Annotated in this window: 22 protein-coding genes; 13 read left to right on the forward strand and 9 right to left on the reverse strand. The window is 61.7% G+C overall.

Features of this window, described 5'->3' with window-relative positions; all coding sequences use genetic code 11:
* Positions 1-131 precede the first annotated feature (131 nt).
* On the forward strand, positions 132-1,010 hold the full coding sequence (locus ACR0AO_RS02900; RefSeq protein ID WP_480599691.1) for an AEC family transporter: 879 nt from the start codon (positions 132-134) through the stop codon (positions 1,008-1,010).
* A gap of 63 nt (positions 1,011-1,073) precedes the next feature.
* Here the strand turns inward: ACR0AO_RS02900 and ACR0AO_RS02905 are convergent, their stop codons facing one another.
* Together ACR0AO_RS02905 and secG are read right to left on the reverse strand one after the other, a co-directional pair.
* Positions 1,074-2,717: a CTP synthase gene (locus ACR0AO_RS02905; RefSeq protein ID WP_480599693.1), complete on the reverse strand. Its 1,644-nt coding sequence runs from the start codon at positions 2,715-2,717 to the stop codon at positions 1,074-1,076.
* Positions 2,718-2,876: 159 nt separating this feature from the next.
* Entirely contained in the window at positions 2,877-3,242 is a 366-nt protein-coding gene (gene secG, locus ACR0AO_RS02910) for a preprotein translocase subunit SecG (protein ID WP_480599695.1), read from the reverse strand.
* Between the two features lie 150 nt (positions 3,243-3,392).
* Between secG and nthA the strand changes: the two genes are divergently transcribed.
* From nthA to ACR0AO_RS02935, 5 genes are all read left to right on the forward strand, one after another.
* Positions 3,393-4,007, forward strand: a complete 615-nt coding sequence (nthA, locus tag ACR0AO_RS02915) for a nitrile hydratase subunit alpha (protein WP_480599697.1) — start codon at positions 3,393-3,395, stop codon at positions 4,005-4,007.
* Positions 4,004-4,681, forward strand: coding sequence for a nitrile hydratase subunit beta (gene nthB / locus ACR0AO_RS02920; RefSeq protein WP_480599699.1), 678 nt, complete (start codon positions 4,004-4,006; stop codon positions 4,679-4,681). The genes nthA and nthB overlap by 4 nt, the downstream gene beginning before the upstream one ends.
* Positions 4,678-5,013, forward strand: coding sequence for a nitrile hydratase accessory protein (locus ACR0AO_RS02925; RefSeq protein ID WP_480599701.1), 336 nt, complete (start codon positions 4,678-4,680; stop codon positions 5,011-5,013). The genes nthB and ACR0AO_RS02925 overlap by 4 nt, the downstream gene beginning before the upstream one ends.
* A gap of 173 nt (positions 5,014-5,186) precedes the next feature.
* A complete protein-coding gene (locus ACR0AO_RS02930; protein WP_480599703.1) occupies positions 5,187-6,482 on the forward strand; it encodes an adenylosuccinate synthase in 1,296 nt (431 codons plus the stop codon).
* Positions 6,482-6,724, forward strand: a complete 243-nt coding sequence (locus ACR0AO_RS02935) for a DUF2842 domain-containing protein (protein WP_480599705.1) — start codon at positions 6,482-6,484, stop codon at positions 6,722-6,724. The genes ACR0AO_RS02930 and ACR0AO_RS02935 overlap by 1 nt, the downstream gene beginning before the upstream one ends.
* An 88-nt stretch (positions 6,725-6,812) precedes the next feature.
* Here the strand turns inward: ACR0AO_RS02935 and ACR0AO_RS02940 are convergent, their stop codons facing one another.
* Positions 6,813-8,456, reverse strand: a complete 1,644-nt coding sequence (locus tag ACR0AO_RS02940) for a hypothetical protein (protein WP_480599707.1) — start codon at positions 8,454-8,456, stop codon at positions 6,813-6,815.
* Between the two features lie 101 nt (positions 8,457-8,557).
* Between ACR0AO_RS02940 and ACR0AO_RS02945 the strand changes: the two genes are divergently transcribed.
* Positions 8,558-9,286 carry a thiamine diphosphokinase gene (locus ACR0AO_RS02945; protein WP_480599709.1) on the forward strand — a complete coding sequence of 243 codons (729 nt, stop codon included), beginning with the start codon at positions 8,558-8,560 and terminating at the stop codon, positions 9,284-9,286.
* Here the strand turns inward: ACR0AO_RS02945 and ACR0AO_RS02950 are convergent.
* The 4 genes from ACR0AO_RS02950 to ACR0AO_RS02965 form a co-directional block, all read right to left on the reverse strand.
* Positions 9,231-10,136 (reverse strand): DMT family transporter, encoded by a 906-nt coding sequence (locus ACR0AO_RS02950; RefSeq protein ID WP_480599711.1) that lies wholly within the window; start codon positions 10,134-10,136, stop codon positions 9,231-9,233. The genes ACR0AO_RS02945 and ACR0AO_RS02950 overlap by 56 nt on opposite strands.
* An 81-nt stretch (positions 10,137-10,217) precedes the next feature.
* The gene (locus ACR0AO_RS02955; protein ID WP_480599713.1) at positions 10,218-11,591 is read right to left on the reverse strand and encodes an L-serine ammonia-lyase; all 1,374 of its coding nucleotides are present in this window, start codon (positions 11,589-11,591) and stop codon (positions 10,218-10,220) included.
* 1 nt (position 11,592) lies between these two features.
* Positions 11,593-12,294, reverse strand: coding sequence for a glutathione S-transferase family protein (locus ACR0AO_RS02960; RefSeq protein WP_480599715.1), 702 nt, complete (start codon positions 12,292-12,294; stop codon positions 11,593-11,595).
* A gap of 88 nt (positions 12,295-12,382) precedes the next feature.
* Complete coding sequence (locus ACR0AO_RS02965; RefSeq protein ID WP_480599717.1) at positions 12,383-13,171, reverse strand: methyltransferase domain-containing protein; 789 nt, start codon at positions 13,169-13,171, stop codon at positions 12,383-12,385.
* Positions 13,172-13,304: 133 nt separating this feature from the next.
* Here ACR0AO_RS02965 and rpiA point away from each other — a divergent pair, with 133 nt between their 5' ends.
* The 6 genes from rpiA (at position 13,305) to ACR0AO_RS02995 (ending at position 19,416) form a co-directional block, all read left to right on the forward strand.
* The gene (gene rpiA / locus ACR0AO_RS02970) at positions 13,305-14,093 is read left to right on the forward strand and encodes a ribose-5-phosphate isomerase RpiA (RefSeq protein WP_480599719.1); all 789 of its coding nucleotides are present in this window, start codon (positions 13,305-13,307) and stop codon (positions 14,091-14,093) included.
* A gap of 11 nt (positions 14,094-14,104) precedes the next feature.
* A complete protein-coding gene (gor, locus tag ACR0AO_RS02975) occupies positions 14,105-15,463 on the forward strand; it encodes a glutathione-disulfide reductase (RefSeq protein WP_480599721.1) in 1,359 nt (452 codons plus the stop codon).
* 73 nt (positions 15,464-15,536) lie between these two features.
* A complete protein-coding gene (gene hflK / locus ACR0AO_RS02980; RefSeq protein WP_480599723.1) occupies positions 15,537-16,685 on the forward strand; it encodes an FtsH protease activity modulator HflK in 1,149 nt (382 codons plus the stop codon).
* Positions 16,685-17,563, forward strand: coding sequence for a protease modulator HflC (hflC, locus tag ACR0AO_RS02985; RefSeq protein ID WP_480599725.1), 879 nt, complete (start codon positions 16,685-16,687; stop codon positions 17,561-17,563). The genes hflK and hflC overlap by 1 nt, the downstream gene beginning before the upstream one ends.
* Positions 17,563-17,757 carry a DUF2065 domain-containing protein gene (locus ACR0AO_RS02990; RefSeq protein ID WP_480599727.1) on the forward strand — a complete coding sequence of 65 codons (195 nt, stop codon included), beginning with the start codon at positions 17,563-17,565 and terminating at the stop codon, positions 17,755-17,757. The genes hflC and ACR0AO_RS02990 overlap by 1 nt, the downstream gene beginning before the upstream one ends.
* Positions 17,758-17,922: 165 nt before the next feature.
* Positions 17,923-19,416 (forward strand): Do family serine endopeptidase, encoded by a 1,494-nt coding sequence (locus ACR0AO_RS02995; protein WP_480599729.1) that lies wholly within the window; start codon positions 17,923-17,925, stop codon positions 19,414-19,416.
* Between the two features lie 236 nt (positions 19,417-19,652).
* Here ACR0AO_RS02995 and ACR0AO_RS03000 read toward each other — a convergent pair whose 3' ends face one another.
* Complete coding sequence (locus tag ACR0AO_RS03000; RefSeq protein WP_480599731.1) at positions 19,653-20,321, reverse strand: Crp/Fnr family transcriptional regulator; 669 nt, start codon at positions 20,319-20,321, stop codon at positions 19,653-19,655.
* Between the two features lie 176 nt (positions 20,322-20,497).
* Positions 20,498-21,103, reverse strand: coding sequence for an inner membrane-spanning protein YciB (locus tag ACR0AO_RS03005; RefSeq protein ID WP_480599733.1), 606 nt, complete (start codon positions 21,101-21,103; stop codon positions 20,498-20,500).
* Positions 21,104-21,116: the final 13 nt, after the last annotated feature.

Raw genomic sequence — 21,116 nt, forward strand, 5'->3', positions numbered from 1 at the left:
ACGTGCAAGTGGATTGGCAACGGCGGTTTGCGACAACCTACTTGTTAAATATCCTGTTTTCGCTCAGATTTTCGTCAGGGCGCCACCGTTTCCGCCCGTCGGAGAAAATTCGGGAGCCTCATCTGGAACATTTGTTTCTCAACGTTTTCAATATCGTATTGCCCGTTCTGATTTGTGCGGGCGTCGGGTATGTACTGGCCATCACGAAGACCCCGTTCGACAACAAGGTCGTCGGCGAGATCGTGTCGCGGGTCGGGTATCCGACCCTGATCATCTCGCATCTGTCGACAACGAAAATCGAGGTGTCGACCTTTCTGGACATGATGCTGGCCAGCGCGCTGGCGATCGCGGGCTTTGGTATTCTGGGCCTCGGTGTTCTCAAAGTGCTGCGTCTGCCGGTGCGCGCGTTTTTGACGCCGATGATGCATGGCAATGTCGGCAATGTCGGGTTGCCGATCACGCTGCTGGCGCTGGGCGATGCGGGGATGGCCTATGGTATGGCGTTTGTGGTGGTGGTGCTGATCAGCATCTTTACCGTGGGCATGTGGATCCCGGCGGGACGGTTTTCGGTCAAAAGCCTTGTGACCTCGCCGATCATCTATGCCGTGATCGTCGCGCTTGTCCTGCTGGCCACCGGGTACCACCTGCCTGAACCCATCGGGAAATCCTTTGATATTCTGGGTGGTCTGTCGATTCCGCTGATGTTGCTGACACTCGGCCACACATTGGCGACACTGAAGGTCGGAACGTTGTGGCGGGCGGCACTGCTGACAGCAATTCACGTGTTGCTGGCTGTGATCGTCGCCTCGGCGCTGGTCTGGCTGTTCGGCTTTACGGGTGTCGAGCGCGGGGCGCTGATCCTGTGCTGCCTGATGCCGGTCTCGGTCGCGACCTATCTGTTCATCGACCAGAACGTTCCCGAATACGCGCCGGACGTGGCAGGGTTCATCCTCGTGTCGACGCTGGCGACGATTGTCGTGTTGCCGCTGGCGCTGTCTTTCTGGATTTGACAGGGCACCAGAGATGAGCGCGCCGTGACCATGAACGTGTCGATGTGTTCCGGCTGATCGGGATCAGACCAGCCGCGAGGTGTCCTTGGCGGCGCGGACGAAATCCTTGAACAGGGGATGCGGGTCGAAGGGTTTGGATTTCAGTTCGGGGTGATACTGAACCCCGATGAACCACGGATGGTCCGACCATTCCACGATTTCCGGCAGCCGCCCATCGGGCGACATGCCCGAGAATTTCAGGCCGGCGCTTTCCAGCTTTTCGCGGTATTTGATGTCCACCTCATAGCGGTGGCGATGGCGTTCTTCGATATTACACGAGCCATAGACCTGGGCCACCTTGGAGCCTTCGGCCAGAACCGCATTATAGGCGCCCAGGCGCATGGTGCCGCCCTTGTCGTCATCGACGCCGCGTTGCACCCGGTAGTTGCCCTGTACCCATTCCTTGAGGTGATAGACCACAGGTTCGAACCGCCGTTTGCCGGCCTCGTGGTCGAATTCTTCCGAACCCGCTTCGGCGATGCCGGCGGCGTTGCGCGCAGCCTCGATCACCGCCATCTGCATGCCCAGACAGATGCCCAGATAGGGCACGTTATGCTCGCGGGCATATTGCGCCGCCTTGATCTTGCCTTCGGTGCCGCGCTCGCCGAACCCGCCGGGAACCAGAATGGCGTGGAAGCCTTCGAGATGCGGGGCGGGGTCTTCGGTGTCGAAAATCTCGGCATCGACCCATTCGATTTTGACCTTCACCCGGTTGGCCATACCGCCATGGGTCAGCGCCTCGGCGATGGATTTATAGGCGTCCTCAAGCTGGGTGTACTTGCCGACGATGGCAACCTTGACCTGACCTTCGGCATTGTGGATGCGGTCGCTGACGTCTTCCCATTTGGCCAGATCGGGCTTGGGGGCCGGGCTGATCTGGAACGCGTCCAGCACCGCCTGATCCAGCCCTTCCTTGTGGTAGGCCAGCGGCGCGTCATAGATGGTGGACAAATCCTGCGCCGCGATCACGCTGTCGGGGCGGACGTTGCAGAACAGCGCCAGTTTCTCGCGTTCCTTGCGCGGGATCGGCCCTTCGGAACGGCAGACCAGAATGTCCGGGGCCAGACCGATCGAGCGCAGTTCCTTGACCGAGTGCTGCGTCGGCTTGGTCTTCAGTTCTCCGCTGGCCTTGATATAGGGCAGCAGGGTGAGGTGCATGAACAGGCACTGACCACGCGGCTTGTCCTGGCTGAACTGGCGGATGGCCTCAAAAAACGGCAGGCCCTCGATGTCGCCCACCGTGCCGCCGATTTCACACAGCATGAAATCGACCTCATCCTCGCCGATGGCGATGAAATCCTTGATCTCGTTGGTGACGTGCGGGATCACCTGAATGGTCTTGCCCAGGTAGTCGCCGCGGCGTTCCTTTTCCAGCACGTTGGAATAGATCCGGCCCGAGCTGACCGAGTCGGTCTTGCGCGCTGCAACGCCGGTGAACCGTTCATAGTGGCCAAGATCCAGATCGGTCTCGGCGCCGTCATCGGTGACGAACACCTCGCCGTGCTCGAATGGCGACATGGTGCCGGGATCGACGTTCAGATAAGGGTCCAGCTTGCGCAGCCGCACCGAGTATCCCCGGGCCTGCAACAGCGATCCCAGAGCCGCCGAAGCCAGCCCTTTACCCAAGGACGAAACCACACCACCAGTGATGAAAATAAATCGCGCCATGTTTTTCGGCTGCTCCCGTGAGACGTCATAATCAACTGCCCGGCGGCTTGAAAAAACCGCAGCACCACGGGACTTCACGTATAAAGGATTCGCGCACACAGCGCAAGAGAACCGCAAGATGCTGTTGCCGTTCTCTTTTGGTTTTCTAGGTCTAGTGGATCAGTCGGCTTGCGGAATCAGCGGCGCGTTGTCGCCCTGTGTCGGCGGCAGCAGGTCTTCGCCCGCCGGAAGCGCCGGTGTATTGGGCTGCGTTTCTTCCTGTGCCGGAACGCCCAGCCGGTCGATGACCGAACTGCCCGAAGATTTCTTGGCCGCGATGATCGTCAGCGTCAGCGAGGTGATGATGAAGCAGATCGCCAGGATCCATGTCACCTTGCCCAATGCGGTCGCCGCCGCGCGGCCCGACATGACACCGCCGCCGCCACCGCCCATGCCAAGCCCGCCACCTTCGGACCGCTGCATCAGAACGACGGCGATCAGGCCCAGGGCCAGAAGAAGGTGAATGATGAGGACAACGTTTTCCATGATCTTTCCGTGCGGCGTGGCGTGTACCGCGTGGTATCTATGCAAGTTTACCCTCAGGGGCAAGGGAGGAGTTTCCATCATGCCCGTTGATGGCGGATATCACTCCAAAGGGGCTGGACAGAGGGGCGCTGCCTCGCGCAGGCTTGGTGTATGCCACATGACGACCCTGACCACCCGCACGCCCTTTTGCCGCCCGAGCCTGCATTGCGCGTGAAGGCGCTGGAAACGATTCTGACCCGCAAGGGGCTGATCGATTCGGCGGCTCTGGACGAGATCATCGACACCTATCAGAATCGGATCGGGCCAAAGAACGGCGCGCATGTCGTCGCGAAAGCCTGGAGTGATCCGGATTTCAGGGCGGCGCTGCTGAAAGATGCGACGCCCGCCGTTGCCGGGCTGGGATATTTCGGGCGGCAAGGCGAGCATATGGTGGTGGTCGAAAACACACCCGATCAGCACAACATGGTCGTTTGCACCTTGTGCAGTTGCTACCCTTGGCCGCTGCTGGGTATTCCGCCGGGCTGGTACAAATCCGATGCCTATCGCGCCCGCGCGGTGCGCGAGCCGCGCAAGGTTCTGGCGGATTTCGGTGTCATCCTGCCGCCGGGCACTGCCGTGCGGGTCTGGGATTCGACAGCCGAGATGCGCTATCTCGTGCTGCCGATGCGCCCTGAGGGAACCGACGGGATGAGCGAAGAAGACCTCGCCAAACTGGTCACCCGCGACAGCATGATCGGCACCGGCCTGCCCAAGGCGCCGTCATGACCCGCGTGCATGACATGGGCGGGCGGTTCGGCGACGGCCCGGTGCGGCCCGAGGCCGAGGATGATCCGGTATTCGCCGAGGAATGGCACGCGCGGGCGCTTGCGGTGACGCTGGCCGCCGGGGCGCTGGGTCAGTGGAACATCGATATCTCGCGGCACGCGCGCGAGCGTTTGTCGCCGCAGGATTACACCCGGTTTTCCTATTACGAGAAATGGATCGCGGCGCTGGCCGATCTGCTGGTCGAAACCGGGGTGCTGACTGGGGATGACCTGCGCGGCGGCGGCAGCGAAAAGCGGCATCCGCTGGCCGACAAGGCGTTAAAGGCGGACGCGGTGGCCGAAGTTCTGTCCAGGGGCGGCCCGGCAGATCGCGCGGCGGGACCGGCGGCGCAGTTCTCGCCCGGTCAGGCGGTGCGGGTGCGCATCCCCTCCGACAACGCTCTGGTGCCGGGCGGGCATACGCGGCTGCCGAAATACGTCGCCGGGGCACATGGGTATGTCCATATGTATCACGGCAATCACGTTCTGCCCGACAGCAACGCGCACGGGTTGGGCGAGTCGCCCGAGCCGCTTTATGCGGTACGCTTTTTCGCACGCGAATTGTGGGCGCATCCGGAACACCCCGATGACGAGGTGGTGCTGGATCTTTGGCAGAGCTATCTGGTGCCGGCATGAGCAGCTGTCCCGTGCATTCCGCCCCCGAGCCGGTGTTCGAACAACCCTGGCACGCGCAGGTCTTTGCGCTGACCGTCGCCATGAACGAGGCCGGGCGGTTCGCCTGGACCGATTGGGCGGCGCGGTTCTCGGCCACGCTTAAACGGCGCGGTGTGGCGCAGGAACTGGACGGCGGCGACGATTATTTTCATGCCTGGCTGGAAACGCTTGAGGGATTTCTGGCCGAAACCGGTGCCGCGCAGTCCGTCGAGGTCGACAGAATTCGCGACGCCTGGGAACAGGCATATCTGACGACGCCCCATGGCCACCCGGTGCATTTGCCCGGGCGATGACAGTGGGTGCGGCCTCTGTCGCAGCGAACCGATACTCCCTGAAGTATTTCCGAAAAGATGAAGTGGCGGATTTTCGGGGGCGGTCTGTCCGGTGCGTCGAATTTGCGGTTTCCCTGATCCATGCGCCCCGGTATATGAGCCGGGTTTGGTAATTCAGCGCAAAAGGACCGGATATGGCCAACGTGGTGGTTGTCGGCGCCCAGTGGGGTGACGAGGGAAAAGGCAAGATCGTCGACTGGCTCAGCGAGCGGGCGGATGTGATCGCGCGGTTTCAGGGCGGGCACAATGCCGGCCATACCCTGGTCATCGACGGCGAGGTCTATAAGCTGAACGCGTTGCCTTCGGGCGTTGTGCGGGGCGGCAAGCTGAGCGTGATCGGCAATGGCGTCGTGCTGGACCCCTGGCATCTGGTGAACGAGATCGCCTCGATCCGGCAGCAGGGCGTCGAGATCACGCCCGAGACGTTGATGATCGCCGAAAACACGCCGCTGATCCTGCCGATTCACGGCGAGCTGGACCGCGCGCGCGAAGAGGCCGCCAGCAAGGGCACCAAGATCGGCACCACCGGGCGCGGCATCGGCCCGGCCTATGAGGACAAGGTGGGACGCCGGTCGGTGCGGGTGGCCGATCTGGCCGATGAGGCGACGCTGGAGGCGCGTGTGGACCGCGCGCTGCAGCATCATGATCCGCTGCGCAAGGGCCTGGGGATCGAGCCTGTGGACCGGGATGCGCTGATTGCGCAGCTCAAGGAGATCGCGGCCGAAATTCTGCCCTTTGCCGCGCCGGTCTGGAAAGTGCTGAACGAAAAGCGCAAGGCGGGCAAGCGCATCCTGTTCGAAGGGGCGCAGGGCGCGCTGCTGGATATCGATTTCGGAACCTACCCGTTTGTAACCTCGTCCAATGTGATTGCCGGTCAGGCGGCCACCGGCGTCGGCATCGGGCCGGGCTCGGTCGATTTCGTGCTGGGTATCGTCAAGGCCTATACCACCCGCGTGGGCGAAGGCCCGTTCCCGACTGAGCTGGATGACGAGGACGGCAATCGCCTTGGCACGCGCGGACACGAATTCGGCACCGTCACGGGCCGCAAGCGCCGCTGTGGCTGGTTCGATGCCTGCCTGGTGCGCCAGACCTGCGCCACCAGCGGCGTGAACGGCATATCGCTGACCAAGCTGGACGTGCTGGACGGGTTCGAGACGCTGAAGATCTGCGTCGGATACGAACTGGACGGCGAGCGGCTGGATTACCTGCCGACCGCGGCGGACAGCCAGGCGCGCTGTACGCCGATCTATGAGGAAATGGCCGGCTGGAGTGAATCCACCGAAGGCGCGCGCAGCTGGAACGACCTGCCTGCCAATGCGATCAAATACGTCAAGCGCGTGGAAGAGCTGATCGAATGCCCTGTGGCGCTGCTGTCCACCAGCCCGGAGCGGGAGGATACCATTCTGGTCACCGACCCGTTTGCCGACTGATGGGCGGGAACGGCAAGCCCGGTCTCAGCTACAAGGCGCGCCGCAGGTGGTCGCTGGTCATCCTGTTGGTAGGTCTGCCGCTTTATGTCGTGGCGGTGGTGACGGTGCTGAACTTGTTGGACCGCCCGCCAATCTGGTTGGAACTGTTGGTCTATATCGGCCTCGGCATTCTGTGGGCGCTACCCTTCAAGTACATTTTTCGCGGTGTTGGGCAGGCCGACCCGGACAGCGACAGGGACTGAGGGCAGGGGTGGCCCGTCGGGCATTCCGATCCATGCAAAAAGGCCGGCCACATGGCCGGCCTTTTTCCGTTTCTCTATACCTGTCCGATCATCCGGCAGCGCGGTTTCCGTCGGGGCGATAGCTGATCTGGCTGGAGGCCGAAAAGCGCCCGCCGCCCGCCTTTTCGATCTTGCCGTCGCGCAGCAATTGACCGAACGAGCGCAGACTGTCTTCGCGGTCGAAAATGGGAAGGTCGAGCGCGCGGATCTTGCTCATCAGCTGCGGGCGCGAGAATTGCTCCTGTCCTTCGACAAATGACAGATAGGCCGCCGCCGCCTCCAGCAATTCCGGCATCGATTGTGCGCCCTGTTCTTCAGCAAAGGCCCTGAAACCTTCGCTTTCGCCTTCTCGGGCATCCTCGGGGACGACCCGATGCGGCAGTATGGTTGCGTCTTCCTCGGGGGCAAGGTCGACCCGTTGTTCGGCAACCAGCCGCAGCACGCCCGAAGCATCGGCATCCTCTGCCGCAGCATCCTGCCGGCCGGACTGTTTCATCTTCTGCTCGGCTGTGGCCAACAGGCGCGACAACTCTTCGTTCTTGGCGTCGCTGACCTCCGCGCTTTGCACGGAAACGGGTTCGACGAGGTCTTCAACCGGCTCGGACGTCTCCTCCGGTTCGCCACCCGCTTGCTGCTCATCCAGAGCCTCGCTCAAGGTCTCGCCGGTTTCTTCGGTCGAAGTTGCCGTTGGGAAGTCGGAACCGAAATCGAGCCCGACCTGAGGTTTGGTGAACAGGAAGCCATCGATGGCGTCGTCAGAGGCTTTTACGCCCAGAATCTTGTAGCCGGCACTGTTTTTCTCGGCCTCTTCGCGGGCCTCATCTTCGACCCTGGCCTTGGCAAAGGCGGCGGAGATGGCGTCGATCGTGTCCAATGCCTCGGGCGGCTTGAATTCGGTATTGTGGTCCTCGGCAAGATTTGCGGTTTCGGTATCGTGGCGTGAGACGACGGCGCGGATACGCTGGAGTTTGGACACAATGCTTTCGACCGCCGGGATATCTTCGGGTTCATGGGCGGCTGCGGTGGTCTCGTACGGGGCGGTATGAGTCTCGAACGCCAGCTCATCCGTTTCTTCTTCCGCCAGGGCTTTGACCTGGGAAATCACTTCCAAAGAGTCCGCGACGGTCTCTTCCTCTTCGACGTCCGAATTCTGAACTTCCGGTGCCGATTCGCTGTCGGCCACCTCCTCCACAATTGCGGCATCAGGTGCTTCTTCGGGATGCGCAAAAACAGAGGTGTCTTCGGCCCGTTCGTGGACCTGAGCCTGTTCCGGGGTCAGATCCTGCGGCTCGGCGGCGGATCCGCTGTCGCTGGTCGTCATCTCGTTGGGCAACGGGTCTTCGGTGGTCTGATCACGGGGCGCGGTTTCGTCGGTCGGTGTGTCACGATGTTGCGGCTGGGGATCGTCCTGAGCCGGCGCTTCCCCCCTGTTTTCGGCGCCCGAGGCGCGCAGCACAATGCCGCTGGCATCCTGATGTGCTTCGATATGGCGGGCCTGATCGCGTCGCGCGATTTGTGTCAGCGTCTCGGGGTCGGGCTGCGCAGGTTCGGACCCGAAATAGCGGTCATCCGCAGCAAGATCCCGAAAATACTGTGCAATTGCCTTCATGGTCTCGAAGGAATCGTCAAATCCTTCGAGAGTGCATGAGAAGGTCCCGTAAGACACGGTTAACACTTTGTTGCTCTGTACCATGCGACGCTCGTCCTCTAAATACCAGTTGTCTAGCTTATGTTGCGCCCAGAGCCATTTTCGGCGCAAAACTGTGTAACTCAAGGTATCATTTTGTGGTCGAAATGTGTCGAAATTTCAAAAATAATTCCAGTGGTCACAAAAATGCCGCATTTGTCCAATCTTCCGCGCCAGTTGGCCTCGTCGGAGGTGGCGAAATTGGGGCAAAAGATTTCGATCTGATGTCGCGGAATGTGGCCCTGGTTGCGGCAGCGGACGGCGGGGCGCGAACGGTATTGGCGAACGGGCGCGTGCCGGATGCCGTCATAGGCGATTTTGATTCGCTCACTCAGGTCGAACTGAGTCAGATGCCCGCAGAAGCATTGTTTCCCATTCGAGAACAGGACAGCACGGATTTCGACAAGGCGTTGCGCAATATCGATGCACCTCTGATCGTCGGAATCGGATTTCTCGGCGGGCGGATCGATCACCAGCTTGCAGTCTTCAACGTTTTGATTCGAAACCCGGAAAAGAGATGCCTTTTGATTGGAGAACACGAGGTCATCTTCCACGCCCCGCCTTCCGTCGGGCTGAGGATCGAGCCGGGCAGTGTCGTTTCATTGTTTCCGTTGCGGCGGGTAAAGGGGCGCAGCCGGGGTCTGGAATGGCCGATCGACGGGTTGATATTCGAACCAGACGGACGGACCGGAACCTCCAATCGCGCGCTGTCCGAGGTGGCGCTCGAATTCGACGGGCCGGGGATGCTGATCATGGTGCCGCGTGATTCGCTGGACGTCGTCATGCAGTCGATTCGTTCGGAGCGGAGCGGGCGCTGGCCCGCTCGCGCAGGATGACGTAGAGGCCCGCGCCGATGGTGATGCAGATCCCGACCGCCGCCAGCCCGTTCGGCAGGTCGCGAAAGATCAGCCAGCCAAACACTGTTGCAATGGGGATCTCCAGATATTGCATCGGCGCCAGCGTTGCCGAGGGCGCATAGCGCAGCGACCAGGTCATCAGCAGATGCGCAACCGTTCCCACAATCCCGACCCCGAGCAACAGCCAGAGCGCGGGTCCGGTCGGCATGGTGAAAGACAGGCCGGGATCGGCTGCCAGCAACATGAATGGCAGCATCAGGACAGTTGCCATGGCACCGGACACGGCCTGAAGTGAGATCGGACCGGTCGCTTTCGCCAGCTTCCGGGTCACCAGCATGAACAGCGCGAATATCACCGCCACGCTCAGCGGCAGCAGAGCGGGCAGGCCGACCTCGGCAAAGCTGGGCTGGATGACCAGCAGCGTGCCCGCAAACCCGATGATGCAGGCGCCAAGCCGGTGCGGGCCGACTTGTTCCCCCAGCAGGTATTTCCCCAGCAACAGCATGATGAAGGGCATCACAAAGGCGATGGCGATCGCATCCGCCAGTTGCAGATAGAACAGCGCTTTGAACATCAACGTGATCCCTGCGATGTGCAGGCATGTCCTGATGGCGGTCAGGTACAGAATGCGGGGGCCCATACGCCAGGGGCGGCGCGTCAGGATCACCATCGGAACAAGGATGGCGGCCTGAATCGCAAACCGTGCGAATACCGCAAGGCCCAGGGGGGTGGTCTGGGTCAGCAGCTTGGCCATCGCATCGCCCAGCGGCGCAAGCGTGCAAAAACCGAGCATCAGCAGGATACCCAATACGGGCCGGTCACGGGTCATGCGGTCACGCTAGTTTCGGAGCGGAGCCGAGACAAGCCCGGCACGCCTCGGTCCGCCGGAATAACCGAGGCCGGCGCCTCCTCAGCAGTTCGGCACGTTGACGGCCAGACCGCCAAGCGAGGTTTCCTTGTATCTCTCGTGCATGTCATGCCCGGTCTGGCGCATGGTTTCGATGGCCGCATCAAGCGGCACGAAATGCTGCCCGTCGCCGCGCAGGGCCAGCGAGGCGGCGGAAACCGCCTTGATCGCCGCCAGCCCGTTGCGTTCGATGCAGGGCACCTGCACCAGCCCTTTGACCGGATCGCAGGTCATGCCCAGATGATGCTCCAGCGCGATCTCAGCGGCGTTTTCCACCTGTTCCGGTGTGCCCCCCATCACCGCGCACAGACCGGCGGCGGCCATGGCCGAGGCGCTGCCGACCTCGGCCTGGCATCCGGCTTCGGCCCCCGAGATCGAGGCGTTGTACTTGATCAGACCGCCAATGGCGGCGGCGGTCAGCAGGAAATCCTCGATATGGGACTCGGACGCGCCGGGGACGTGATCAAGGTAATAGCGCAGCACCGCCGGCATGGTGCCAGCCGCGCCGTTGGTGGGGGCGGTGACGACCTGACCTCCGGCGGCATTTTCCTCGTTCACCGCCATGGCATAGACGCTCATCCAGTCATTGATGGTATGTGGCGCGTTCAGGTTCATGCCCCGCTCGGCCAGCAGCGCGTCGTGGATGCCCTTGGCGCGGCGACGCACGTTCAGACCGCCCGGCAGAATGCCGTCGGTGGCCAGGCCGCGCTCGATACAGTTGTTCATCACCTCCCACAGCCGGGCGGTGCCCTTGGCGAAAGAGACCGGGCAGCCGCGCGCGATTTCGTTCTCGCGTTTCATCTGCGCGATGGATTTGCCGGATTTCGCCGCCATGTCCAGCATCTCGGCGGCGGAATGGAAGGGGAACGGAACCGGCGGTCCATCATTGGTGTCTTTGCCTTCGGCCAGTTCCTCTTCGGTCAGAACGAAACCGCCGCCGACCGAATAATAGACCTGTTTCAGGATCACGTCGTCCTGGGCATCGGTCGCCATCAGGATCATGCCGTTGGCGTGGCCAGGCAGGTTGTGATCATAGTCGAAGGTCAGGTCGGTCTTGGGGTCGAACTTGAGCGTGGGCAGCCCCTCGGGCGTTACCGAACGGGTTTCCCGGATGGCGGCAAGCGTCGCCTCGGCCCTGTCGTTGTCATAGGTGTCGGGCACGAACCCGGCCAGCCCCAGAATGGTGGCGCGATCGGTGGCATGGCCCACGCCGGTGAATGCCAGCGAGCCGTGCAGCGAGGCCTTGAGCCCCGAGAACTCGAATGGCGAGGCGCGCATCAGGTCCAGAAACCGCGCGGCGGCGACCATCGGACCCATCGTGTGAGAGGAGGACGGGCCGATGCCCACTTTGAACATATCGAAGACAGAAAGGAACATGTCAGGTAGCTGAGCCTTCTGGAGGAGTGGCGTGAACAGGTGAGGTAAAGGGCGTGGCGCCCAGCCCTTCGGCCGCGATGGCGGCGCGGGTGGCGGGACGGATCTCCAGCTCCTGCAGGATCTTCTGCAGATGCGGCGTGTCGGCAATGTTGAACCAGCTGCGGTCGCTGGCTTGCGGGTAAAGGCCCATCCAGCGCATCATGCAGGCGAGGTAGTAGGTCAGCATCGACGGTGTGTCGGGATGCAGCCAGCCGGGTTTTGCCTTGGCTTCGGTATCGAGAATGGCGAGGTGGCGGCGCAGCCTTGGGCGAATGCCTGCGCGCAGGGTCTCGGCCGCGGCAGCATCGATATAGGTGTCCGGGTAAAACAGAATGCGCAGGTCGGCATGCAGGGTGTTTGACGCGAAGAACAGCCATTTCAGGAATGGGGCGCGGTCTCCGGCATCCACTGCGGGGGCAAGCCGGCCATGCGTGTCGGCCAGCCAAAGCAGGATGGCCGCAGTTTCGAACACCGCGCCCTGCGGGGTTTCCAGCACCGGGATCAGCCCGTTGGGGTTCAGGGCGCGATAGGGCGCGCCATCCTGCTCGCGCCGGGCGCGGTTCACGAGAACGGTCTCGTAGGGCAGGCCCATCTCTTCCAGTGCCAGCCGGACGATCAGCGAGGCATTGTCGGGGGCGTAATGCAGGCGATAGCGCGTTTCCATTACAGGCAATCTACTGCTGTGCGCGATCTGGGAAACCGCCGATTCCGACGTTTCCCATCGGAAACGCGCATTTCCGCGACATCTTTGCTCAAGAGGGTTGCATCGACCGGTGCGCAATGCAGACGAAATGTGTGATCGAAAAGAAAAAGCGGCCCTGTTTGGCCAGATTTTCCTGCTCTCTCGCCCAGGCCTGAGCGCGCTCTTCTGAGAAGGCGCCGTTCTGGATCGCGTAAGCCGTCATGATCCGAATCAACAGATTCGCCATCCCGTCGGGGCGCAGGACCGTGTCGCAGATTGTATGAGGCCGAACGGTGTCGACGGTGAACCCGCAATCTCTCAGTTGCGCCGGAAGATGTGCTGGCACGTCGCGCTGTGCCAGGTGGTCGTCCCAGAGGCGGATCATGTGGCCCATGCGGTCCGGATCGTCGCTGAACCACGCAAGTGTGTCCCAATGTATGTCGCCAATGACCAGCCGTCCGCCGGGGCGCAGCACGCGATGCAACTCGCGCAGGGCCGGGCGCATGTCGTCGAAATACTCGAAGACCTGTATCGAGACGGCTTTGTCAAACCGGGAGTCTCCAAAGGGCTGCGCGTCGGCCATCCCCTCGACCAGATCCACATTGTCCATCCCGGCGCAACGGTTGCGGGCAGAGGCAAGCATGTCGGGGCTCTGGTCCAGGCCGGTCACGTTTCCTTTGGGTCCGACCGCGCGGGAAAGCTCTACCGTCAACAGGCCGTTACCGCATCCCAGATCCAGAATGCGCTCATCCGGTCTTGGGGAAAGAGCGTCAAAGTTTGCCCGCCGTCTTTCGGACACGTCGGCCCCAAGATAGGCGACATCCAACACCCGCGCCGTGGCCTCGTCAAATTGCAGCATTTGTCCCCCTCTGTTCAGGCTATCATATTTGTGACGCCGGTGCGAGGAAAGCGGTCCAAGCCCCCTCGCGCCGCCGCAAATCTTTGCCTATAAGGGCGCGAATTATGCTATTGGAGCTTTTGGAGTTGCTGCCATGACCAGTGAGTTACCGCCCATCGACAAGGCCAAGCTCGCCGCCGCGAAACGCGCCGCCGAGATGGTCGAGGATGGAATGCGCGTTGGGTTGGGAACCGGATCGACCGCCGCCTGGCTTGTGCGGTTTCTGGGCGAAATGGTGCGCGAGGAGGGGTTGCAGATCAAGGGTGTGCCGACCTCGACCCGGACGGCGCAGCTGGCGCGCGAGGTGGGGATCGATGTGGTCTCGCTGGATCAGGCGGGCTGGCTGGATCTGACCATCGACGGTGCCGATGAGTTCGACGGCGACCTGAACCTGATCAAGGGCGGCGGCGGGGCGCTGTTGCAGGAAAAGATCGTGGCCACCGCAAGCGACCAGATGGTGGTGATCGCGGATGTCGGAAAAGAGGTGGAGGCGCTGGGCGCGTTCCCCCTGCCGGTCGAGGTCATCCCGTTCGGCTGGCAGACCACGCGCTCGCTGATCGAGGAAACGCTGGTGGCCATGGATGTTCTGGGCCGCTCGACCTCGCTGCGGATGAATGGCGAGGCGCCGTTTGTCACCGACGAAGGCAATCACATTCTGGACCTGCATCTGCAACGCATCGGCAATGCCCGGCAACTGGCGCTGGTGCTGAACCAGATTCCGGGCGTGGTTGAAAACGGGCTTTTCATTGATATCTGTGACAGGGTCGTGATCGGCTATGGCGATGGCCGGGTCGATGTGCGCGACATCAACGAAGGCACGATCGAGCGGGACAGGGTGGATTTGGCAGAGAATGACAACCTGTTTTCCGATCTGGCGGATTAAGGGCAATAACGATGAGTTTTGACTATGATCTGTTCGTCATAGGCGGCGGTTCGGGCGGGGTGCGCGCGGCGCGCGTGGCAGCGGGCGAGACCGGGGCCCGGGTGGCGCTGGCCGAGGAAGACCGTTATGGCGGCACCTGCGTGATCCGGGGCTGCGTGCCGAAAAAGCTGATGGTGTTCGCCAGCGAATATTCCAGCATTGTCGAGGATGCGCAATCCTATGGCTGGGGCATTCAGGCCGGCGCTTTCGACTGGGGCGCCTTTCACGACAAGCTGGTCGCCGAACTGGACCGGCTGGAAGGCATCTATCGCAATATCCTGAAAAACAATGGCGTCGAAAGCTTCGATCAGCGGGCCCGTCTGGTCGATCCGCATACGGTGGAGTTGGCCGACGGCACCCGCAAGACGGCCAAGCATATTCTGGTGGCGACCGGCGGGCGTCCGGTTGTGCCTGAATTCCCGGGTTCGGAACTGGCCATCACCTCGAACGAGATATTCCACCTGGACAAGCTGCCCGAATCCATCCTGATCGTCGGCGGCGGCTATATCGCCTGCGAATTCGCCGGGATCATGAACGGGATGGGGGTGAAAACCACGCAATTCTATCGCGGCGCGCAGATCCTGCGCGGTTTCGATGACGAGGCGCGCGGGCTGATCTGCGAGGAAATGTGCCAGAACGGCATCGATGTGCATCTGGGCACCAACGTTCTGGAGATGGCGCGCGACGGCGACAAGATCCGGGTCAAGGCGACCAACGGCACCGAGCAGGCATTCGACGTGGTGATGTACGCCACGGGCCGCGCGCCCAATGCCGACGATCTGGGGCTGGAAGCACTGGGCGTCGAACGCGGACGCAAGGGCGAGATCGTGGTCAACGAGTACAGCCAGACGGCGGTGCCCTCGATCTATGCCATCGGGGACGTGACCGACCGGGTGAACCTGACTCCGGTGGCGATCCGCGAAGGCATGGCGTTTGTTGAAACGGTGTTCAAAGGCAACCCGACGCCGGTCGATCACGAACTGATCCCGACTGCGATCTTCACCCAGCCCGAGATGGGCACCGTGGGCCTCAGCGAAGAGGACGCGGCGGAACAGGAGCCGATCGAGGTTTATGCCACCTCGTTCAAGCCGATGCAGCAGGCATTCGCCGGGCGCTCGCAGCGGGTGCTGATGAAGCTGATCGTCAGCAAGGCCACGCGCAAGATTCTGGGCTGTCATATCGTGGCGCCGGGCGCGGGCGAGATGATTCAGCTTGCGGGAATTGCCGTAAAAATGGGCGCGACCAAGGAAGATTTCGACCGAACAGTCGCGGTTCACCCGGTCATGGCCGAGGAACTGGTCACGATGCGGCATCCGGTCCGCAGCGCTTGATTTGCACGCGCGCGTATACACGTTAAAAGGGACACCGTGGCAACACGGGCCAAAACAAGGGAAAGACAAACACATGGCGGGCAACAGCGGTGGCCCCTGGGGGGGCGGAGGCTCTTCCGGAGGCGGAGGAAATCGGGGCGATAACGGAGACGGGCGGCGTCCGCCCGAAGGCGACGGCCCGCAGATCCCCGAGATCGACGAACTGATGAAAAAGGGCCAGGAGCAGCTGCGCGTGCTGATGGGCGGGCGCGGCGGCGGTGGCCGTGGCGGCAGCGGTCAGGGCGGCCCCGGCGGCGGTGGTCCGATCTTTACCAAGGGCACGGTTGTGCTGGGCGTGGTTGCAGCCGCCATTCTGTGGGGCGTGGCCAGTTTCTACACAGTTAAGCCCGAAGAACAGTCGGTGGAGCTTTTCCTTGGTGAATTTTCAGCCATCGGCAATCCGGGCCTGAACTTTGCGCCCTGGCCGTTTGTGACCGCCGAGGTCATCCCGGTGACGCGAGAACAGACCGAGGACATGGGCGGCACCCGCGGCAGCGATGACGGGCTGATGCTGACCGGCGACGAGAACGTGGTCGATATCGACTATCAGGTCGTCTGGAACATCAACGATCCCGCAAGGTTCCTGTTCAACCTGCGTGATCCGCGTCAGACGATCCGTGCAGTGTCTGAATCGGCGATGCGTGAGATCATCGCGCAAAGTGAACTAGCACCAATCCTGAACCGGGATCGCGGCATCATCGCCGACCGCTTGCAGGAGCTGATCCAGTCCACAATGGACAGCTATGATTCAGGGATCAACATTGTCCGCGTGAACTTTGACAAGGCCGACCCGCCGCAGGACGTAATCGCCTCCTTCCGCGACGTTCAGGCCGCCGCGCAGGAACGTGACCGCCTGCAGAACGTGGCCGATGCCTATGCCAACCGGGTTCTGGCCGAGGCGCGCGGTGAAGCCGCGCAGGTTCTGGAAGAGGCCGAGGCCTATCGCGCCCAGCAGATCAACAGCGCGCAGGGTGAGGCCAGCCGCTTCAGCGCGGTTCTGGAAGAATATACCAAAGCGCCGGACGTGACCCGCAAGCGCTTGTATCTGGAACGGATGGAGCAGGTTCTGGGCGACGTGGACAAGATCATCCTGGATGAGAACTCGACCGGTCAGGGGCAGGGCGTCGTGCCCTATCTGCCGCTGAACGAGTTGCGCCGCAATCAGGCCGAGGGGAGCAACTGATGCGTAAAACGACATTTATTCTGCCGGTTGCGGTGATTGCCGTTGTCGTGGCGCTGTCCTCGATCTTTATCGTGGATGAGCGCGAACGGGCGCTGGTTCTGCAATTCGGCCGCGTCGTGGCGGTCAAGGAAGAACCGGGCCTGGCCTTCAAGATTCCTCTGATCCAAGAGGTCGTGCGCTATGACGACCGTATCCTGTCCATTGACGTGCAACCGCTGGAAGTCACGCCACTGGATGACCGCCGTCTGGTCGTCGATGCCTTTGCCCGTTACCGGATTTCCGATCTGAACCAGTTCCGTCAGGCTGTTGGCGTTGGTGGCATTCCGGTTGCCGAGGACCGTCTGGACCGCATTCTGCGCGCTGAAACCCGCGAGGTGCTGGGTTCGGTTTCCTCCCGCGATATCCTCAGCTCGGATCGTGCGGCGCTGATGCTGCGCATTCGAAACAGTGCGATTGCCGAAGCGCAGGCGCTGGGCGTCAGCGTGATCGACGTGCGCCTGAAGGCGACCGATCTGCCGCAGGCCAACCTTGAGGCCACATTCGACCGGATGAAAGCCGAACGTGAACGCGAAGCGACCGATGAACGCGCCCGGGGTAACGAAGCGGCGCAGCGCGTGCGCGCGCAAGCCGACCGGACCGTGGTCGAACTGGTCTCGGACGCAAATCGTGAGGCCGAGATCATCCGTGGTGAGGCGGATGCCGAACGCAACGCGATCTTTGCCGAAGCCTTTGGCAAGGACCCCGAGTTCTTCGAATTCTACCGCTCTCTGTCGGCCTATGAGCGCGCCTTGCAGGGCGGCAACAGTTCGATGGTCCTGAGTCCGGATTCGGATTTCTTCAACTACCTGAAATCGCCTTCGGGGAAGGCTGTCCAGTAATGGGCATGATCCTTCTGGCCCTTGGGCTGGTATTGGTTGTAGAGGGGCTGGCCTATGCGCTGGCCCCTTCGCTTATCGAACGGATGCTCGAGGCCTTGCGCACCCTGCCGGAAAGCGTCCGCCGCAATGTCGGGCTGCTTTGCGTGGTCACCGGATTCATTCTGCTGTGGGCAGCGCATCAGATCGGCTATTGAGTGGTTTTGCGCCCGTCCGTGCGGTGCGCTGCGTAGTTATTGACTCACGTGCTGGTGAATTCCCTGCTTTCGCGAGTTGCGGGCGGGAACAAACTGACTACATTGAACGTGAAGAACAGGCTGTCCCCGGATAGCCGGATAATGTTGGTGACAAGGAGACCTCCAGTGCAGGTGAAGGCACACAGTATTTCCCTGAGGAAAGATGATACCCTGACCAAGGTCAGACTGATGTGGCTGGCGTTCCTGGCAACGCTGCTTGTGCTGGTGCAGGCGGTATCGGCGCTGGCGAAACAGGAAAGCCTGGCGCCACTGGCTGATCTGGTCAGCCCGGCGGTGGTCAACATCACCACCACCACCCTGATCGAAAGCCAGGGCGGCCCGCATGGCATCGTTCCCGAAGGCTCACCGTTCGAGGATTTCTTTCGCGAGTTTCAGGATCGCAACGGTGACAACGGCGACCGCCCGCGCCGCAGCAACGCGCTGGGTTCGGGATTCGTGATCTCCGAGGACGGCTATATCGTTACCAACAACCACGTGATCGCCGAGGCCGACGAGATTCTGATCGAATTTTTCCCGGGCAACGGACAGCCGCCGCAGGATCTGCCCGCGAAGGTGATCGGAACGGACGAAAAAACCGATATCGCCCTGTTGAAGGTCGAGGCGGAAGGCCCTCTGAAATTTGTGAAATTCGGTGACAGTGACACCGCCCGCGTCGGCGATTGGGTGGTGGCGATGGGCAACCCGCTGGGGCAGGGTTTTTCGGTATCGGCCGGGATCGTGTCGGCCCGCAACCGCGCTCTCAGCGGCTCCTATGACGACTATATCCAGACCGATGCGGCCATCAACCGGGGCAACTCGGGCGGGCCTCTGTTCAACATGAACGGCGAGGTGATTGGCGTGAACACCGCGATCCTGTCGCCCAATGGCGGTTCGATCGGGATCGGGTTTTCCATGGCCTCGAACGTCGTGGTCAAAGTGGTTGACCAGTTGCGGGAATTCGGCGAGACCCGGCGCGGTTGGCTGGGCGTGCGCATTCAGGACGTGACCGAAGACATGGCCGAAGCCATGGGGTTGGACAAGCCCGGCGGCGCGCTGATCAGTGATGTGCCGGAAGGCCCCGCGAAAGAGGCCGGATTGCTTGCCGGTGACGTGATTATCAATTTTGACGGCGTCGAGGTGGCCGATACCCGCGGGCTGGTGCGGCAGGTGGGCGAAACGACCGTCGGAAAGTCGGTTCGGGTCGTCGTTTACCGCGACGGCGCAACTCAAACCTTTTTGGTGACGCTGGGCCGCCGCGAGGATGCGGAACGCAAGGAAAACGGAGATGACCAGTCGTCCGAAGCGCCCTCAACCGAGGCGGAAAAGGATATCCTGGGGCTGACTGTGATGCCGCTGACCGACAAGATGCGCGAGGATCTGGGGCTGGACAAGGATGCCGCCGGCCTTGTTGTGAAAAATGTCGACGAAGCGTCCGAAGCATTTGAAAAGGGGCTCCGCGCGGGCGATCTGATTACCGAGGCGGGGCAGCAAAAGGTCACCTCGCTCGATGATCTGGATGCGCGGATCGACGAGGCGAAGGAAGCGGGGCGCAAGTCGCTCCTGCTGCTGGTGCGCCGTGGCGGCGAACCGAGATTTGTGGCGCTGAGCCTGTCGGAGTGATCCGGCGACAGCTATCGAATACGGCCGGGTCTTGCCCGGCCGTTTTCTGTTTCCTGCCTTTGGTTGCCGGGGCGCAAAAGAAGAGCCATATGCCGGGGCATATGGCTCTGTTACAGGAAGAAGCCGGTACGGACAGATATTGGGGATGATCTTCCGGCCTCAGTACGGTAACCACAATCTGTATAGGCCGGCTGGAATGCGCCGTCTGTGAACGTGATCACACCGGCATTCGCAAATCAAATGAGATCGGATTCTGCCAGATCGCCAAGCGCCGCGAAATCCCGGATTCGCAAGCCGCCGCGGGTCGCTTCGACGATGCCTTCCTTCTTCCAACTGGACAGGGTTTTCGAAACCGCCTCGCGCGTGGCGCCGACAAACTCGGCCAATTCGCTTTGCGACAGTGCCAGTTTGGCGTTTGGGTCACCCTGAAGCTGGGCCAGATGCTGTAGTTTTCGCGCCAGCCGGATCGGCATCGGCAGGAACACCTGTTCGTTCACCTGGGAGTTCATCCAACGCATACGAATCCCGGCCAGTCGGATCATGTCCACGGCCAGTTCGGGATGGGTCTGGATCTCGTTCAGAACGTCGCTGCTGCGCACGCGCAGAATGCGCGATGGCTCGGCGGCCGACACGCCTGCGGTGCGTGGGCCGGGATCGAACAGTGCGATCTCGCCGAACACCTCGCCCGGGCGCATCAGATCCAGCGTCAGCTTGCGGCCATTCATCGAAAGATATGAAACTTCGAGCGTTCCCGACAGAATGGCGTAGAGCGCATCGCCGTCGTCACCTTGCTCGAACAGGACATCCCCCCGGTCGAGAACGATCTCGGAAGCCTGGGCCGAAAGCATGGTTTTGAGCCGGTCGGATGCGTCGGATAGAAATCCGGTGTCAGGAAAAGCTGTCATGAATTGGACAGGGCCCCAGTTCCATTGAGTGTGTTACGCAATTTTTCACAGGTTGGCCCGTAAACCAAGTGTTTTATCCGATGGATACGCGGCCCTCACCATCGCGTGATGGAAAGGGGCCAATGCGGCGGGCCAAGGTGACAAGCGCCGGACCCGCCCGGGGCGACGGCGGCGGTTCAGTTGCTGTCCGGGTCGTCCATATAGCTCTGCAACAGGTTGAACTGCATCATCAGAAAGGCCATCAGAGCCAGCGGAAAACCGAATGTCTCGATCTTGACCCAAAGATCGGTCGAAAGCGTGCGCCAGACCAGTTCGTTACCGATGGCCAGTGCCGCGAACCCCGCGCACAGGCGGCGGGTCAGGATCATCCAGCCCTCGGTGCGCATCGGAATCATCTCGTTGAGGATGTAGGCCAGATAGGATTTACCCTGTAAAAGCCCGATCCCCAGCATGGCCGAGAAAAAGCCGTAGACCAGCGTCGTCTTCATCTTGAAGAACCGCTCGTCGTTGAACCAGGCGGTCAGCCCGCCAAAGAAGATGACCATGAAAGCGGTGAAGATCTGCATCCGGCTGAGCTTGCCCGTCAGATACCAAAGGACGCCCATCGCCGCCAGCATCAGCGGCACGAACAGGAGCGTGGCGACGATGAAGCCGGAATATTCGGTGCCGCCGATCACGAAACTGTCATCCCGCAGACGCAGGTAGATGAAGAAAAAGGCCAGCGGCGGGCCCAGTTCCAATACCTGCTTCAATAAGGGGTTGATGTCTTTTTTCTCTGCCATTGCCAGTCCTGTC

Source organism: Ruegeria sp. AF8, from assembly GCF_056541825.1.

What these genes read in the sequence shown, in the direction of transcription:
- ACR0AO_RS02930 (WP_480599703.1), top strand. Translation starts at nt 5,187, where the DNA reads ATGGCCAACGTGGTGGTTGTCGGCGCCCAGTGGGGTGACGAGGGAAAA.
- rpiA (WP_480599719.1), top strand. Translation starts at nt 13,305, where the DNA reads ATGACCAGTGAGTTACCGCCCATCGACAAGGCCAAGCTCGCCGCCGCG.
- ACR0AO_RS02905 (WP_480599693.1), bottom strand. Translation starts at nt 2,717, where the DNA reads ATGGCGCGATTTATTTTCATCACTGGTGGTGTGGTTTCGTCCTTGGGT.
- ACR0AO_RS02940 (WP_480599707.1), bottom strand. Translation starts at nt 8,456, where the DNA reads ATGGTACAGAGCAACAAAGTGTTAACCGTGTCTTACGGGACCTTCTCA.
- secG (WP_480599695.1), bottom strand. Translation starts at nt 3,242, where the DNA reads ATGGAAAACGTTGTCCTCATCATTCACCTTCTTCTGGCCCTGGGCCTG.
- ACR0AO_RS02955 (WP_480599713.1), bottom strand. Translation starts at nt 11,591, where the DNA reads ATGTTCCTTTCTGTCTTCGATATGTTCAAAGTGGGCATCGGCCCGTCC.
- ACR0AO_RS03005 (WP_480599733.1), bottom strand. Translation starts at nt 21,103, where the DNA reads ATGGCAGAGAAAAAAGACATCAACCCCTTATTGAAGCAGGTATTGGAA.
- ACR0AO_RS03000 (WP_480599731.1), bottom strand. Translation starts at nt 20,321, where the DNA reads ATGACAGCTTTTCCTGACACCGGATTTCTATCCGACGCATCCGACCGG.
- ACR0AO_RS02990 (WP_480599727.1), top strand. Translation starts at nt 17,563, where the DNA reads ATGGGCATGATCCTTCTGGCCCTTGGGCTGGTATTGGTTGTAGAGGGG.
- gor (WP_480599721.1), top strand. Translation starts at nt 14,105, where the DNA reads ATGAGTTTTGACTATGATCTGTTCGTCATAGGCGGCGGTTCGGGCGGG.
- hflC (WP_480599725.1), top strand. Translation starts at nt 16,685, where the DNA reads ATGCGTAAAACGACATTTATTCTGCCGGTTGCGGTGATTGCCGTTGTC.
- ACR0AO_RS02965 (WP_480599717.1), bottom strand. Translation starts at nt 13,171, where the DNA reads ATGCTGCAATTTGACGAGGCCACGGCGCGGGTGTTGGATGTCGCCTAT.
- nthA (WP_480599697.1), top strand. Translation starts at nt 3,393, where the DNA reads ATGCCACATGACGACCCTGACCACCCGCACGCCCTTTTGCCGCCCGAG.
- ACR0AO_RS02960 (WP_480599715.1), bottom strand. Translation starts at nt 12,294, where the DNA reads ATGGAAACGCGCTATCGCCTGCATTACGCCCCCGACAATGCCTCGCTG.
- ACR0AO_RS02950 (WP_480599711.1), bottom strand. Translation starts at nt 10,136, where the DNA reads ATGACCCGTGACCGGCCCGTATTGGGTATCCTGCTGATGCTCGGTTTT.
- ACR0AO_RS02945 (WP_480599709.1), top strand. Translation starts at nt 8,558, where the DNA reads ATGTGTCGAAATTTCAAAAATAATTCCAGTGGTCACAAAAATGCCGCA.
- nthB (WP_480599699.1), top strand. Translation starts at nt 4,004, where the DNA reads ATGACCCGCGTGCATGACATGGGCGGGCGGTTCGGCGACGGCCCGGTG.
- hflK (WP_480599723.1), top strand. Translation starts at nt 15,537, where the DNA reads ATGGCGGGCAACAGCGGTGGCCCCTGGGGGGGCGGAGGCTCTTCCGGA.
- ACR0AO_RS02925 (WP_480599701.1), top strand. Translation starts at nt 4,678, where the DNA reads ATGAGCAGCTGTCCCGTGCATTCCGCCCCCGAGCCGGTGTTCGAACAA.
- ACR0AO_RS02935 (WP_480599705.1), top strand. Translation starts at nt 6,482, where the DNA reads ATGGGCGGGAACGGCAAGCCCGGTCTCAGCTACAAGGCGCGCCGCAGG.